At 50.9% G+C, this 14,841-nt stretch carries 17 protein-coding genes; 5 read left to right on the forward strand and 12 right to left on the reverse strand.

Annotation, left to right across the window (positions count from 1 at the left end):
• Nucleotides 1-140: 140 nt before the first annotated feature.
• The 12 genes from yjgA to H5336_RS14730 all read right to left on the reverse strand — a co-directional run bounded on the left by yjgA (nucleotide 141) and on the right by H5336_RS14730 (nucleotide 10,284).
• Complete coding sequence (gene yjgA / locus H5336_RS14675; protein WP_185235009.1) at nucleotides 141-656, reverse strand: ribosome biogenesis factor YjgA; 516 nt, start codon at nucleotides 654-656, stop codon at nucleotides 141-143.
• Nucleotides 657-703: 47 nt separating this feature from the next.
• Entirely contained in the window at nucleotides 704-2,068 is a 1,365-nt protein-coding gene (mgtE, locus tag H5336_RS14680) for a magnesium transporter (RefSeq protein WP_185235010.1), read from the reverse strand.
• A gap of 104 nt (nucleotides 2,069-2,172) precedes the next feature.
• A complete protein-coding gene (locus H5336_RS14685; RefSeq protein WP_185235011.1) occupies nucleotides 2,173-2,442 on the reverse strand; it encodes an HPr family phosphocarrier protein in 270 nt (89 codons plus the stop codon).
• A 41-nt stretch (nucleotides 2,443-2,483) separates the two neighbouring features.
• Nucleotides 2,484-3,356: an RNase adapter RapZ gene (gene rapZ, locus H5336_RS14690; protein ID WP_185235012.1), complete on the reverse strand. Its 873-nt coding sequence runs from the start codon at nucleotides 3,354-3,356 to the stop codon at nucleotides 2,484-2,486.
• A 102-nt stretch (nucleotides 3,357-3,458) separates the two neighbouring features.
• The gene (locus H5336_RS14695) at nucleotides 3,459-3,911 is read right to left on the reverse strand and encodes a PTS sugar transporter subunit IIA (RefSeq protein WP_185235013.1); all 453 of its coding nucleotides are present in this window, start codon (nucleotides 3,909-3,911) and stop codon (nucleotides 3,459-3,461) included.
• 203 nt (nucleotides 3,912-4,114) lie between these two features.
• A complete protein-coding gene (locus H5336_RS14700) occupies nucleotides 4,115-5,653 on the reverse strand; it encodes an RNA polymerase factor sigma-54 (RefSeq protein ID WP_185235014.1) in 1,539 nt (512 codons plus the stop codon).
• A 144-nt stretch (nucleotides 5,654-5,797) separates the two neighbouring features.
• Nucleotides 5,798-6,523, reverse strand: coding sequence for an LPS export ABC transporter ATP-binding protein (gene lptB, locus H5336_RS14705; protein ID WP_185235015.1), 726 nt, complete (start codon nucleotides 6,521-6,523; stop codon nucleotides 5,798-5,800).
• Between the two features lie 39 nt (nucleotides 6,524-6,562).
• A complete protein-coding gene (gene lptA / locus H5336_RS14710) occupies nucleotides 6,563-7,138 on the reverse strand; it encodes a lipopolysaccharide transport periplasmic protein LptA (RefSeq protein WP_313557337.1) in 576 nt (191 codons plus the stop codon).
• Nucleotides 7,135-7,761 carry an LPS export ABC transporter periplasmic protein LptC gene (gene lptC / locus H5336_RS14715; protein WP_185235016.1) on the reverse strand — a complete coding sequence of 209 codons (627 nt, stop codon included), beginning with the start codon at nucleotides 7,759-7,761 and terminating at the stop codon, nucleotides 7,135-7,137. Before lptC ends, lptA begins: the two co-directional genes overlap by 4 nt.
• On the reverse strand, nucleotides 7,761-8,300 hold the full coding sequence (locus H5336_RS14720) for a KdsC family phosphatase (protein WP_185235017.1): 540 nt from the start codon (nucleotides 8,298-8,300) through the stop codon (nucleotides 7,761-7,763). Before H5336_RS14720 ends, lptC begins: the two co-directional genes overlap by 1 nt.
• Nucleotides 8,297-9,265: a KpsF/GutQ family sugar-phosphate isomerase gene (locus tag H5336_RS14725; protein ID WP_185235018.1), complete on the reverse strand. Its 969-nt coding sequence runs from the start codon at nucleotides 9,263-9,265 to the stop codon at nucleotides 8,297-8,299. The genes H5336_RS14720 and H5336_RS14725 overlap by 4 nt, the downstream gene beginning before the upstream one ends.
• Before the next feature lie 26 nt (nucleotides 9,266-9,291).
• The gene (locus tag H5336_RS14730) at nucleotides 9,292-10,284 is read right to left on the reverse strand and encodes a calcium/sodium antiporter (protein WP_185235019.1); all 993 of its coding nucleotides are present in this window, start codon (nucleotides 10,282-10,284) and stop codon (nucleotides 9,292-9,294) included.
• A gap of 290 nt (nucleotides 10,285-10,574) precedes the next feature.
• On the opposite strand from H5336_RS14730, the gene H5336_RS14735 reads away from it, so the two are divergent.
• The 5 genes from H5336_RS14735 to hisD all read left to right on the forward strand — a co-directional run bounded on the left by H5336_RS14735 (nucleotide 10,575) and on the right by hisD (nucleotide 14,837).
• Nucleotides 10,575-11,210, forward strand: a complete 636-nt coding sequence (locus tag H5336_RS14735; protein WP_185235020.1) for an MlaC/ttg2D family ABC transporter substrate-binding protein — start codon at nucleotides 10,575-10,577, stop codon at nucleotides 11,208-11,210.
• Nucleotides 11,211-11,323: 113 nt separating this feature from the next.
• On the forward strand, nucleotides 11,324-11,575 hold the full coding sequence (locus H5336_RS14740) for a BolA family protein (RefSeq protein ID WP_185235021.1): 252 nt from the start codon (nucleotides 11,324-11,326) through the stop codon (nucleotides 11,573-11,575).
• A 20-nt stretch (nucleotides 11,576-11,595) separates the two neighbouring features.
• Nucleotides 11,596-12,858, forward strand: coding sequence for a UDP-N-acetylglucosamine 1-carboxyvinyltransferase (gene murA, locus H5336_RS14745; RefSeq protein ID WP_185235022.1), 1,263 nt, complete (start codon nucleotides 11,596-11,598; stop codon nucleotides 12,856-12,858).
• A gap of 24 nt (nucleotides 12,859-12,882) precedes the next feature.
• On the forward strand, nucleotides 12,883-13,524 hold the full coding sequence (gene hisG / locus H5336_RS14750; protein ID WP_185235023.1) for an ATP phosphoribosyltransferase: 642 nt from the start codon (nucleotides 12,883-12,885) through the stop codon (nucleotides 13,522-13,524).
• Nucleotides 13,525-13,538: 14 nt separating this feature from the next.
• Complete coding sequence (gene hisD / locus H5336_RS14755; RefSeq protein WP_185235024.1) at nucleotides 13,539-14,837, forward strand: histidinol dehydrogenase; 1,299 nt, start codon at nucleotides 13,539-13,541, stop codon at nucleotides 14,835-14,837.
• The last annotated feature ends 4 nt before the right edge of the window (nucleotides 14,838-14,841 follow it).

Here is a 14,841-nt window from a genome sequence, read left to right on the forward strand (position 1 = left end):
GGGTAAATTTTTGAAGTGAGGTGGTAAGGTAATTATGGTAATTGTCACTGTGTTTAATGGTGGTTGTTTAACGGGAAATTCCGTAGACACCGGACCCAAAGTGCTTTGATTTAAGTACTTTGGTTTAAGTAAGGCCGGTATTACTCTGTCTCAAAACATTCCCGAATAAACTTAAACAATTTACGCGCGCTAGCGGGCGGCTTGTTTTGGGATTGTTCCTTCTGCGCGCTGCGAATAAGCTGGCGTAGTTGTTGGCGCTCACATTGTGGAAATTGGTCGATAAATTCCGCAAGCGCTTTGCCATCTTTTAGTAGTCGATCTCGCCATTGTTCCATCTGGTGGTGTTGGCGTACTGATTGGTGGGTTTTTTCCATTAAGGCTTCATAAGCCGCTGTAATGGCTTCACCGTCGGCTTTACGCATTAGCTTACCGATAAACTGCATATGGCGTTTGCGGCCACTTTTTTCGGAAATTCTGGGTGCTTCTTCTATAGCATTGCGCAGCTTTTCGTCCATGGGGATTTTGGCTTGTTGCGCGGGCGGAAGCTCGGTGATTTTTTCGCCCAGTTGCTGAAGTGCATGCATTTCCTGTTTAAGCCTGGTTTTACTTTTTTGGTCGTCTTCTTCTGGCCAGTCATCTTCGTGTTGGTCTTGCATTTTACTGTATCTCTGGGGGCTCTGTTGTGTTGCTGGAGGTTATGGGGTTATCCGTAAAAAAAGGCGGCTAATCCCAGAAAAGAAAAGAAGCCCACCACGTCGGTAATGGTGGTGAGGGTAACCCCTCCGGCCAGTGCCGGATCGATTTTCATAGACTTAAGCGCAACCGGTAACAGCGCACCGGCCACTGCGGCCGTTAGCAGGTTAATCACCATGGCGGCGCCGAGGATCATGGCGATGTTAACATCGTTAAACCACCAGGCGGCGATGCCCGCCATTACAATCGCCCATAGCAGCCCGTTGAATAGGCCTACGCGCACTTCTCGGGATAGCAGCCAGCCGAGGTTGCTCGAGCCAATGTGCCCCAGGGCCATACCGCGAATAACCACCGTAAGGGTTTGTGAGCCGGCAACGCCGCCCATGCTGGCGACAATGGGCATAAGTATGGCAAGGGCAACCAGTTTTTCGATAGTGGCATCGAACAGGCTGATGACGCTGGAGGCCAGAATGGCAGTGAGCAGGTTGATGCCCAGCCAAGTAGCGCGACGGGGAATTGAGCGGCGAGCGGTGGAAAAGGTGTCTTCGTCTTCGTCGAGGCCTGCCATGCTCATTAACGAGTGATCGGCTTCTTCACGAATAACGTCTACCACATCATCGATGGTGATTCGGCCGAGCAGCTTACCCTGGTCGTTTACCACGGGTGCCGATACCCAGTCGTGCTGCTCGAACAATTTGGCTACATCTTTGTCGGCCATGCTGGCGGGGATGGCGTTGGTGTCGGTGACCATTACTTCGCGCACGGTAACGCTAGGGTCCGTGGTGAGTAGTTTGCTTAGCGGCAGTACACCCAAATAATCGTCTTTACGGTTAACGACAATTAAGCTGTCGGTGGACGGAGGTAGCTCGGGGTGGCGACGTAGGTAACGCAGCACCACGTCTAGGGTGAAGCGCGGACGCACGGTGATGGTATCGGTATTGGTTAGGCCCCCGGCGGTTTCTTCGTCGTAGGCAATAACTTCCTCAACGCGCGCTCTGTCCTGATCGGACATGGCTTCCAATACTTCTTGGATAACCTGCTCGGGCAGCTGTTGCAGAATGTCAACAGCATCGTCGGTTTCTAAGCCTTCGGTAATTTCTACCAGCTCTTCGGTGCCCATGCCTTCGAGGAAGAGTATTTTGACATCGTCCCCGAGCTCTTCGAGTACCTCACCGGAGACTTCTTTGTCTACCAGATCCCACAGTAGGGTGCGAGAGGGGGGAGGGGAGGATTCTATTAAATGTGCAATTTCAACCGGCCGTAGGCCATTCAGCATTTGCCTTACTTGGCGAAAGGTACCGCTGTCGAGCATTGCCTGCATTTTGCTCAGGTGAGCATGCGGCTGATAATCGGCTTGTTCGGCAGCTTGCGGCATGTGGTGGTCCGGTTGCAGTGGCTAAATTTGGAATGTGGAAATTGTAGCCTTTTCAACGGCTTCCGGAAATCTTCTTAGAGCTAATCTTGCAATTAGTTTGGTGTTTATTCCGCCTCGTCGAAACGGTTGTGGATTAGGGTTGTTAAGGCGTCCATTGCAGCCGCTTCGTCTGTGCCTTCGGTACGCAAGGTTATGTCGGTACCTTTTGAGGCGGCAAGTAGCATTAGCGACATTATACTTTTGGCATCGGTCGTTTTTCCTTTGGCTATCACGTGTATGCGAGAGGAGAAGCGCATGGCGACATTTGCCAATTTTGTTGCCGCTCGTGCGTGCAGGCCAAGCTTGTTTATGATTTGGATGTGTTGTTCCTGCATGGCAGTGTTTTTATTCTCTTCGCTGATCTCGGCGCAAGCCGCTAGTGCCCTGGTTTATTTTCCAGTTGGCGGTGCCTGGTTTGTACGTTTTTATAGTCGTCCTTTAATGCTTCTGCGAGGCGTTCGCACATATACACGGAGCGGTGCCAGCCGCCGGTACAACCGATGCCAATACTGAGATAGCTGCGGTTATTGCTTTCGAACTTTGGAATCCATTTTTTAATAAAACCAAGAATGTCGGCAAACATCTCTTCGACCTCCTGCTGGCCGCCGAGAAACTCAATAACCTGAGGTTCAAGCCCAGTGTGGTCGCGCAGTTGGGTGCTCCAGAAGGGGTTGGGCAGGCAGCGAACATCGAAGATAAAGTCAACATCTACGGGCACACCGTATTTATAACCGAAGGATTTAAACATGAGTGCTACGCCTTTACCGTTTTTACCTACCACCAGATGTTTGATGGAACTGCGCAGTTCGTGCAGGCTGAGGTGAGAGGTGTCAATGGTAAAGTCTGCCGCTGCGGCCATGGGTTGAAGTATAGCTTTCTCTTTCTCGATAGCTTCGTTAAGGCCAATAAACTCGTCGGAAAGAGGGTGGCGACGCCGTGTTTCGGAAAAGCGTTTAAGCAGCATTTCACGCGAGCTATCGAGAAATACGATCTGGTACTGTTTGCGGTCGATAGGGGCGCTGGCAATAAGTTCGCCGAGCTTGCCGAGGTCGCTATAGATATTGCGTGCGTCAATGCCGATGGCAAAGCGCTGGCTATCGGCGTTGGGTGCGGCGGCTATTTGCTCGATAAGGGCCGGTAACAAGTTAACCGGTAGGTTGTCGATACAGGTGTAGCCTTCGTCTTCAAGCAGGTGTAGGGCCGACGTTTTACCGGATCCAGATCTTCCACTGATGATAAGCAGGCGCATAAAATTCTTCCGGGAAAGTTGTTCGCTGGGTAAGTGTAATACTGGTGCGCTCTTCGGAGCGCTTAGACCCGACGGGCTGAGCCATAGGCTTGGGCTCAGTTTTTAGTTTACACCAGAAGCGATACGAAACAATTCTTGATTGTTGTGACAGGCCCTCAGGCGCTTTGCGTAGCTTGGGTCTTGCAGGTTTTCGGCAAGGCTCGAGAGGGTTTGCAGGTGGGCGTCTTCAGCGTTCTCGGGCACCAGCATGGCAAATACTAGGTCCACGGGCTCACCGTCTACGGCGTCGAAGTCGATGGGCTGCTCGAGGGTAATACAGGCGCATAGGGTTTCACCCCCGGTGGCAAATCGGCAGTGGGGTATAGCAATACCCTGGCCGATACCGGTTGAACCCAAGCGTTCCCTTGAAACGAGGCTCTGAAAAAGCGCTGTCTCGTTGGTACCTTCAATGGCGTGGGCAAAAATGCCAGCGAGATTTTCTAGCAGGCGTTTTTTGCTGCTGTCGCTTGTGGCGGCTTTGCAGCGATCTTCGGAAAGGAGTGACGAAATCTGCATGGTGATTCGATTGCCGGTGATGTCCGTATTAATATTAGATGAGGTTTAAGTCTTTTGTGCAAAGCGATTGCTTTGTTGAGCAACTCATCGAATTGGCGCGCATTCTACCAATAATCCGTGATCTTCCAAGAGTTGGGAGCTGGGGAAATCAAAAAAAGAGTAAATAAAAATTTAATCACTTATTCAAGGTGTGGTAAATGGCTTTACACCAGCCGCTTTCGTTCGTTGGAAGGTGGTATGTGTAGCGATTCACGGTACTTGGCAATTGTGCGTCGGGCCACCTTGATTCCCTGCTCGCCCAGTAGCCCTGTGATTTTTGAGTCGCTTAGGGGTTTGCGTGCATTCTCTGCGGCCACCAATTTTTTAATGATGGCGCGAATGGCTGTAGATGAACACTCTCCGCCGGTATCGGTGGCAACATGACTTGAAAAGAAGTATTTCAGCTCGAAAATACCCTGGGGGGTGTGCATGTATTTTTGTGTGGTTACCCGAGAAATGGTGGATTCGTGCATTTCCACTATTTCGGCAACATCGTGCAGCACCATGGGCTTCATGGCTTCTGGGCCGTAGTCGAGAAAGCCCTGTTGTTTTTCGACAATGCAGGTGGAGACTTTTAGCAGGGTTTCGTTACGGCTTTGCAGGCTCTTTAAGAACCAGCGAGCTTCCTGTAGGTTGTCGCGCAGGAAAGTGTTGTCGGCACTGGAGTCCGCACGCTTTACCATCGATGCATAGCCGGAGTTAATGCGAAGCTTGGGGGCGATGTCGGGGTTAAGCTGCACAACCCAACGATTATTGACCTTGCTGACAAATACATCGGGTACTACATATTCGGTATCGTCGCTGCCAATGGATTCTCCGGGGCGTGGATTTAGCCCTTGGATGATACTAATGGCCGCTTGCAGTTCGGGCTCTTTGAGCCGAAGCTTGCGCATAAGTTGCTTAAAGTCGCGGCTTGCGAGCAGGTTCAGGTAGTCTTTTACCAGTGCGCGTGCATGGCTGATATCGGGGCCTTCAACGCCTAGCTGGTTCAGCTGGATAAGCAGGCACTCGCGGATATCTTGGCTGAGTACGCCCGGAGGATCGAACTGCTGCACGCGATGAAGTACGGCGAGAATCTCATCTTCTTCGAGTTCTTCATACTGTGTCATCAGGCTGGTGAACAGCTCTTCAAGCGGTTGCCCGAGAATACCGTTGGGCTGCACGGCATCGATGAGGGTTTCGGCAATTTCTCGGTCGAGGTCCGACATGGGGGTGAGGTTGAGTTGCCAGTGCAGGTGATCCTGCAAGGTTTCGGACGTGCCCCGGCGGGACTCAAAATCGTAATCTTCGCTGTCGGGTTTAGCTAGGCCGGAACCTGATGGCGTAGGTTCGTAAATGTCGTCCCAGCTGGTGTCTACCGCGAGGTCTGTTGGAATGCTGTCTTCATTCCAGTCACCGTCAGGCTTGTCGGCAAATTCCTCCGCGCTGCTGGTGTCATCGGCGCTCGCCGTGGTATTAGCTGCTTCGGTGTCCTGCGAGGTGTTTTGGTTGTCTGTTGCCGGCGGTGCTTGTTCGTTCGCGTCGTTTGTCGCTGGCGCCTCTTCTATATCGTCCGACGTTTCGAGCATTGGATTGGAGTCCAGCGCCTCTTGAATTTCGACTTGCAGGTCCAGCGTCGAAAGTTGCAGTAGGCGAATGGCCTGTTGCAACTGTGGTGTCATCGTAAGTTGTTGTCCCAGTTTTAGCTGGAGAGATTGCTTCATAGGATGAACTGCGAACGTGTAGTGAGTAAAGGGTTACAAGTCGTAGTTTAGTCTTCGTATTCGAGACGCGCAATGGTTTTTAAAAGCAAGGAATATGCCGGTTTGAAGACCATTTTAAGGGGGTTGTCAAGGAAATCTCGGGGATTATAGGGTGAAATGTTTACCTAGGTACACTTCTCGTACTTTCTGGTTGTTGAGTACTTCCGCTGCTGCACCTTCGGCAATAATGTGGCCCTCAGAAACGATATACGCCTTCTCACAGATATCCAGTGTTTCTCGTACATTATGATCGGTAATGAGTACGCCAATGCCGCGCCCTTTTAGGTGTTGAACAATTTGCTTAATGTCGCTGACAGAGATGGGGTCTACGCCGGCAAAAGGTTCGTCAAGCAGGATGAACTGTGGTTCTGTGGCTAGGGCTCTGGCGATTTCAACGCGCCTGCGTTCACCGCCAGAAAGCGCCATGCCCAGGCTGTCACGAATGTGTTGAATGTGGAATTCGTTAAGTAATTGCTCCATGGCGGCAATACGCTGTTTGCGGTTAAGCTCTGAACGGGTTTCTAGAATAGCCATAATGTTGTCGGCCACTGTCAGCTTGCGGAATACCGAGGCCTCTTGAGGTAGATAGCCAAGACCTTCTCGAGCGCGCTCGTGCATGGACATTTGGGTGACATCTTTATCGGCTATTGATATTGCACCTCTGTCAGCTTTTACGATGCCTGCAATCATGTAAAAGCAGGTGGTTTTTCCGGCGCCGTTCGGGCCCAAAAGGCCGACGATTTGACCATCTTCTACGGTGATGGATACGTCTATAACAACTTTTCGGCCTTTATAACTTTTCGCCAGATGCTGGGCGCTTAGGGTAGGCATGGTGCAGTTGGTTGTCCTTTGTTTTGTTTGTTTTGGGCTCTATTCTTCAGTTTCGTTTTCTGACGAGAGCGCTTTAGGCGGGATAATCATTTTTACTCGGCGATCGTCACCGGAGGCGGTGGCTTCTCCGCCAGCTTTAACGACGGCTTTTTTTACGTCGTATTCAATTCGATTACCGCTGAGGCTGGTGCCTTCTTGCTTGAACGCAGCATTATCAATCAGAAACAGGGTTTCGTCGGTGATGCGGTATTCAAGTCGGTTAGCCTGCGCGGTAACCGGGTTGTCACCCATATTGGGCACTTGGCTAAGGCGGGCGGGTTTGCCGGTGGCGACAACTTTTGAATAGGTGTCGTTGCTACCAAAAATGACAACTTTTTCGGCGGTAATCTTCAGGCTGCCCTGCTCAACGATAACCTTGCCGGCGTAAGTAGTGGTGCCAGACTGGTCGTCGAGCTCTGCGCTGTCGGCTTGAATGCTCAGGTCTTGAAAACGATCGTCGGGGAGTGCGTGAACAGCCGCCGAGGTGAAAGCAAAACTGACAAGGGCCAAAACGCAAAACAGTGCGAGCGCAAAATGACTTAAATGAAAAAATGATTTAGATAGTTGCTGCTTCACTTTACTTGCGCCGGGATTTTATGAATGGCTTTTACGCGGTGGTGTAAGCGAATTTTTCGATTTTGAAAATCTGCTGTCATACCCACTGCGTCTATGGTGCCGTAAGCGGACAGTATTTTAACAGGCTCTTGGGTGTGCGCGAGCTTTTCTGTGGGATTAATTACTAAAGACTCGGTTGTTAATTCTGTTGCTAGGGTTCTCGCTTGGCTGCTGCCATCGTTGGCGTCGGCTAACGGTGTTTGCCAGATGCGAACCGTATCCCAAAGTGTAATTTCTTCCGGGACTCGCTGCAGTCGTCCTTGGTTTGCCTCGATGTGCCAGGGGTTTTGTTGGTCATAGAGGGTAAAGCTTGGGGCGTGCATCAGCGTGTATTCTTCCACTGGCTTTTGCATTTGTTCAATGCGGAAGTGTTCGAGTATTTCCGCCGTAAATGCATAGTCAAGCCTCCCCTTATCGTCGTAATGGCTAGTTGATGCGTCTCGGGCGACGGCGTAGGGGAACTGCGAACCGTCGAGGGCCGACGCACGCGGCGGGGTGAGAATTTCTTCGGAAGAATCCCAAAACATAACGATCGCGGAGATTGCGAGGCATGTGAATAGAATGTACAGGCGGTTTTTGTTCATTAGCGAGTGTAGGCCTGCAGTGCTGCGTCAAAGGTGCCTTGGGCTTTCATAATGAGATCGCAAGCATCGCGAACGGCACCTTCTCCACCTTTGTTGGTGCTTTGCCAGTGCGCTAGTTCAACAACGGCATGGTGTGCGTTGGCAACGGTAAGCGCCAAGCCGACTTTACACATAACGGTCAAATCGGGGTAGTCGTCACCCATAAAGGCTATTTCGTTTAGTTCGACCGAGTGGCCGTCGAGTAATTCCTGCATGGCGGCGAATTTGTCTTCCCGGCCCTGTATGAGCAATTTTATACCTAGGTCGGCAGCGCGCTTGGCGACAATAGAGCTGTTGCGACCGGTAATAATGCCCACTTCTACACCGCTGCGGCGAAGCATTTTTATGCCGTGACCATCGAGTGTATGGAAGGCTTTCATTTCGTAGCCTTCACCGCTGAAGTAGAGTTTACCGTCGGTGAGTACACCGTCTACATCGAGCAGGAGGTACTTAATCGCGCGGGCTTTTTGTTGTATTTCATCGAGAGATAAATGCTTCATAACAGTCCTGCCTGCAGCATGTCGTGCATATGCAGGATGCCGATGGGTTGGTTGTTTTGGGCTACTACCAGCGCGGTAATTTTATGGGTTTCCATAATGTTAAAAGCCTCTGCGGCCAACGCGTTGGGTTCTACTGTGCGTGGGTTGGCGCTCATGACTTGTTCGATGGTGGAGGCTTTTATATCGATATTGTTATCCAGGCAGCGGCGAAGGTCGCCGTCGGTGAATACGCCTAGAAGTTGGTTTTCTGTATTCACAACGGTGGTGATGCCAAACCCCTTTTTACTCATTTCCGATAGCGCTTCGATCAAACCGGTACCCGCGTATACGCAAGGTAGCTGGTTGTCGCGGTGCATCACATCGCTTACGTGCAGCAGTAATTTTTTGCCCAATGCCCCGCCGGGGTGGGAGAAGGCAAAATCCTCGGCGGTAAAGCCGCGCGCTTCGAGTAGGGCCACCGCTAGGGCGTCGCCCATAACCAGGGTGACGGTGGTGCTCGATGTTGGCGCTAGGTCCAGCGGGCAGGCTTCTGTTTCGATACTGATATCGAGGGTGACATCGGCGGCATCGGCAAGCTGGCTCGAGTGACTACCGGTCATCGCTACCAGCGGAATGCCCATGCGTTTGATGAGTGGCAGTAGCGTAATGAGCTCTGGTGAAGAGCCTGAGCTGGATATGGCGATAAACACATCGTCGCGGGTAATCATGCCTAAGTCACCATGACTAGCTTCACCAGGGTGCACAAACAGGGCAGGGGTTCCTGTGCTGGCCAGCGTTGCTGCGATTTTTCGGGCGATATGGCCCGATTTACCCATGCCAGAGACAACAACTCGGCCGCTAACGTTGAGTAAAAGTTTACAGCACTCGGTGAAACTTTGGCCGATCCGACCTTTTAAAAGGGCAACGGCATCTTGCTCCATTTGGATGGTGCGACGTGCCGATTGAACGAAATCGAAATCAGTCATGGTGGAAGTCGGTGTCCTCGTGATCTCTAAGGGGTGGTAAAGAGTAGAGCGTAGTATGCGACATAGCTGCACAACAGAATAATACCGGTAACGGCGCCCAGCTTTGCATTGCCGGTTGTTCTATTGAGCCACAGTGTTTTCGCGACTAGCAGTGCCAATAATACCGTAAGGCCTAGCATTGCGAGGTAATCACGGCTGAACACTTGAGGCTCCATGGCGGTGGTCGCGATAATACCGGGTACTGACATTACGGCCATGAGGTTAAACATATTGGAGCCAACGATATTGCCCAAGGCAATGTCGTGATGGCCGCGCACTGCGCTCATCATGGATGCGGCAAGCTCCGGAAGGCTGGTGCCAACGGCGACAACGGTGAGGCCGATGATTAATGGGCTTACGCCGGCCATCTCGGCGGCAGACTTTGAACCCCAGACTAAAAGCTCTGATGAAACCATTAGCAGTGATAGGCCAATAACAAACCATAGAATGGCGCGGCTACGCGGCATCTCTTGAATTTCCTCTTCTTCAGCGATTTCTGTTACCGAAAGTTCACGCTGTTTAACCTTAACAAGGTATAGAATGGCGGGCACTAGGCAGCCCGCTAGGATAAGACCTTCCGTGAAGGTGAGTGTGGCGTCGAGCAGGAAGTAGCCAGAAACAAGCGTAACACCTAAAAGGACGGGTATTTCGTGCCGCAAAATGTGATTTTGCACCGGAATAGCGGCCACCAGTGTTGTAACGCCGAGCACAAGACCTATATTGGCGATGTTAGAACCGATGGCGTTGCCAACGCCTAAGGCACCGGTGCCTTTAAGGGAAGCGCTGATCGCTACCATAATCTCTGGAGCCGAGGTCCCAAAAGATACGATGGTGAGGCCAATAATTAAAGGGGCGACACCAAAGGATTTTGCCAGTGAGGCTGCACCCGCCACGAAGCGGTCCGCACTCCATACTAGGCCAGCTAGCCCAATCAGAATTGCGGCAATAACCAATACGAGCGGGTGGAGGGAGTCCAGCATGAGGCAATATCTCGGTTTATAACAGCATATGGCGGCATGGGGCTCGCCAAGTAAAAGGATTTTACAGGTTTTGCCTACAGTGGGCTTGAGGCTTAGGAGCCGTATTAATAGAGGTTCCAAAGATCGGCCGCAATCTTATAGTGAACTTCTGAACAAGTCCAAACCGTATGGGTCTATAGTTTTGATGCTATATGAACACGTTGCGCTTTTCACTCAGCGGCCGTTCATCTAGCCGGTATTAGAATTGCGTTAATTATTATTCGTTACGTTGTCAATTAAGGAGATGAGTTGTGAGTTTGCGTTCTGTTTGCTCCCCACTGGGTGCATGGGTTTTTTGCGCTGGTTTTTTGTTTGCTGTTGGGTCATTCGCGGCTGACGTTGAGCCCGAGACGTCTGCACCAGGCGAAGTTGTTGAATCACTTACCGCGCAATTGCTGGATTTGGCTCGCAAGGGTCAGCAACAGTTGAAGGATGACCCCGAAAGCTTTTATGCCGACATTGAAACAGTGTTGGAACCCATGGTGAGTTTCGAGTTTATTGCTAAAAACGTTATGGGGGAGGTCTACTGGGGCCAGGCGACAACGCCGCAGCGTGAGGCATTTCTTATCGTGTTTAAGCGCAGCTTGGTTGAAACCTACGTAAAAGGTATGTCGCAAAACCTCGATTATGATCTTAAGTTAGTCGATGATGAAAGTAAGGTTTTGAAAACTAAAGCGAGTATTGTGCAAAAAATTGTTGGCCCAGACAGCTCCAATTTGGTGGTGTATACCTTGGGGCAAGGCAAGTCGGGCAATTGGAAGGTGCTCAATGTGGTGCTCGATGGGGTAAATTTGGGTAAAACATTTCGCAGTCAATTCGCCCAAGGTGTTAAGGAAAACAAGGGTGATATCGACGCGACAATCGCCGGTTGGTCGGGTAAGAGCTAATCAGTCGGTTAAAGCGGGTGCCTTATACCTGCTTTTTTATTAAAATGGCGGCCTTTTCGTGCTCGCTACCTGTAAGTTAGCGAGTACTCACTACAACCGAAAGGCCTCATTTCATGCAGCCAGAAGAACTAAAAGCCATTCTCGAATCCTCTATTGACGGTGCTAGCGTCGAGCAAATTTCCAGCGATGGCCGTCACGTAAGTGTCATTATTGTTAGCCCGGCCTTTGAAAACCTCAATCGAGTAAAGCGTCACCAGCTGGTTTATTCCGTACCTGCGCTGGAATCGGCAATCGCCAGTGACCGCTTGCACGCACTGCAAATGAAAACCTATTCACCTGCCGAATGGGCAGAGCAGAACGCTTAAGCCGGTAGCAAAGACATCTCATGGATAAACTGATTATTAAAGGCGGAGCGCGCATCTCGGGTGAGATTCGCATTTCCGGCTCCAAAAACTCGGGTCTGCCTATATTGGCCGCGACCTTATTGGCCAGTAGCCCGATGAATCTCGGTAACCTGCCGCACTTGAACGATATCACCACCATGCTGGCTTTATTGCGCTGCATGGGTGTGGGTATAACCATTAACGAAAAAATGTGTGTGGAAGTGGACCCCACCACGCTGACTGATTACGAGGCGCCATATGAGCTGGTGAAAACCATGCGCGCTTCGATTTTGGTGCTTGGCCCAACGCTGGCGAAATTCGGCCGTGCCGATGTTTCTTTTCCCGGTGGCTGTGCCATTGGCAGCCGTCCTGTGGATATTCATCTGCGCGGCCTGGAAGCCATGGGAGCCGAGATAGAGGTGGATGGTGGGTACATTCGTGCAAAAGCACCTAACGGCTTGAAAGGTGCTCATTTTGTGATGGAGAAAGTTTCCGTTGGTGCGACCGAGAACTTAGTCATGGCTGCAGCGCTTGCCGACGGCGTTACTATACTGGAAAACGCTGCGCGAGAACCCGAAGTGGTTGATTTGGCGGAATGTTTGGTTGCTATGGGTGCAAAAATTTCGGGTATTGGTTCAAATCGTTTGGAAATCGAAGGTGTAAAAGAGCTACAGGGGTGTACTTATACGGTCATGCCTGACCGCATAGAAACCGGTACATACTTGGTTGCCGCCGCCGCGACGGGCGGTTCGATAAAGTTACGCGATACTCGCGCCGATATTCTTACGGCCGTAATACAAAAGCTCGAAGAGGCGGGTGCCGATGTCGAGGTTGGTGACGGCACGATTTCGCTGGATATGCACGGCAAGCGCCCGAAGGCGGTGAGTTTACGCACGGCGCCGTACCCTGCATTCCCTACCGATATGCAGGCGCAGTTCACCGCCATGAATGCCGTTGCAGAGGGAACGTCTACGGTTACCGAAACCATTTTTGAGAATCGTTTGATTCAGGTCCATGAGTTGAATCGTATGGGTGCCAACATCACGCTCGAAGGCAACACGGCGGTTATTACCGGCGTGGAGCAACTGAAAGCGGCACCGGTTATGGCATCGGATTTACGCGCATCGGCAAGCCTCGTTATTGCCGCGATGACGGCGGAAGGTGAAACGGTGGTAGATCGTATTTACCATATCGATCGCGGTTACGAGTGTATCGAAGAAAAATTACAGCAACTGGGCGTCGATATTCGCCGGGTTCCGGGCTAGGTCCTGTAAAGCATAGGAAGAAATATGTCTCAATTAACAATTGCGTTAACAAAAGGTCGAATTCTGGAAGAAACCCTGCCGCTTTTTGCGGCGGCAGGTATTGAGCCGCTCGAGGATATTAGTAAAAGCCGAAAGCTGACTTTTGAAACAACCTCGCAAAATGTGCGATTGCTTATTTTACGCGGAATCGATGTACCTACCTACGTGGAGTTCGGTGCGGCTGATGTTGGCGTCTCGGGCAAGGACACGCTTATTGAACACAATAGTAAAAGTTATTATGAGCCATTAGATTTACACATTGCCAAATGTAAATTAATGACCGCGGGAATTAAAGGGCAAAGCTTAAAGTCGGGCCGAATTCGGGTGGCAACCAAGTACGTTAATGTAGCCAAACGCTATTATGCGGAGCAGGGCCGTCAGGCCGATATTATTAAACTCTATGGGGCGATGGAGCTGGCACCGATAATGAATTTGTGTGATGAAATTGTCGATATCGTTGATACCGGCAATACACTGCGTGCAAATGGTTTGGAGGCTCGTGACGATATCTGCGATATCAGTTCTCGCCTGATTGTGAATAAAGCTTCGATGAAAATGAAGCACAAACAAATTGAAGCGTTGATCGATGCGGTCAGCGCTGCTGTTAATGAACGGTTAGCCGCTTAATTCGGAATGGGATCATGTTGATAAACCGATTAAATTCCAGCGATGCAGGGTTTGGTGAAACGCTGCGCAAGTTGTTGCACTGGGAAGATTCCCTTAATAGCGATGTGAACACTGTTGTTAGTGATGTGCTGGCGCGTATTCGCCGTGATGGTGATGCCGCTCTGGTTGAATTTACCAACAAATTTGACCATCGCAATGTTAAGTCTGCTTCAGAACTTATTGTTGAAAGCCCACGACTGAAAAGTGCGCTCGCGCGTATTCCAAAAGCTCAGGCCAATGCCTTGTGGCAGGCAGCTGAACGTATTGAAAAATATCATTTACACCAGAAGCAGGATTCCTGGACCTATACCGAAGCCGACGGCACTGTATTAGGACAGAAAGTCACACCCTTAGACCGTGTTGGTTTGTACGCGCCGGGTGGAAAAGCGGCTTACCCTTCTTCAATATTAATGGCCTCCATCCCTGCGAAGGTGGCTGGCGTACCCGAAGTGGTGCTGGTTACGCCAACGCCCAACGGCGTGTGTAACGATATTGTGTTGGCTGCTGCGGCTGTTGCGGGGGTGTCTCGTGTGGCAACCATTGGTGGTGCCCAAGCCGTTGGTGCGCTGGCCTATGGTACTGCTACCATTCCCAAAGTGGATAAAATTGTCGGCCCCGGCAATATCTATGTCGCTACCGCTAAACGCCAGGTATTTGGTGTTGTGGATATTGATATGATTGCGGGCCCTTCGGAAATTCTTATTATCTGCGATGGAAAAACCGACCCGGATTGGGTAGCGATGGATTTATTCTCGCAGGCCGAGCACGACGAAAATGCCCAGGCGATTCTTATTAGCCCCAATGCGAATTACCTCGATCTTGTTTATCAAAGCATTGAGAAATTATTGCCTACACTTGAGCGTGCTGAAATGGCGGGTATCTCGCTGAAAACACGCGGTGCGTTAATTGCAGTAAAAGATATGAAAGACGCCATAGATCTTGCCAATTATATTGCGCCAGAACACCTGGAGCTTTCTGTAGAAAATCCAGGTGAATTGGTTGGCGGTATTCGCCATGCCGGGGCCATATTTATGGGGCGGCACACCTCGGAATCTTTGGGTGACTATTGCGCGGGGCCGAATCACGTTCTGCCTACTTCTGGAACCGCACGTTTTTCTTCGCCGCTGGGGGTTTATGACTATGTTAAGCGATCCTCCATCATTCATTGTTCGCCAGCAGGGGCTTCAGAATTGGGCAAGTTGGCCTCTGTTCTGGCTCGCGGCGAGTCGTTAGAGGCGCATGCGCGCTCGGCGGAATACCGCATAAAAAAGTAAATTC

It is taken from the genome of Teredinibacter franksiae (assembly GCF_014218805.1).
Taxonomy (GTDB): domain Bacteria; phylum Pseudomonadota; class Gammaproteobacteria; order Pseudomonadales; family Cellvibrionaceae; genus Teredinibacter; species Teredinibacter franksiae.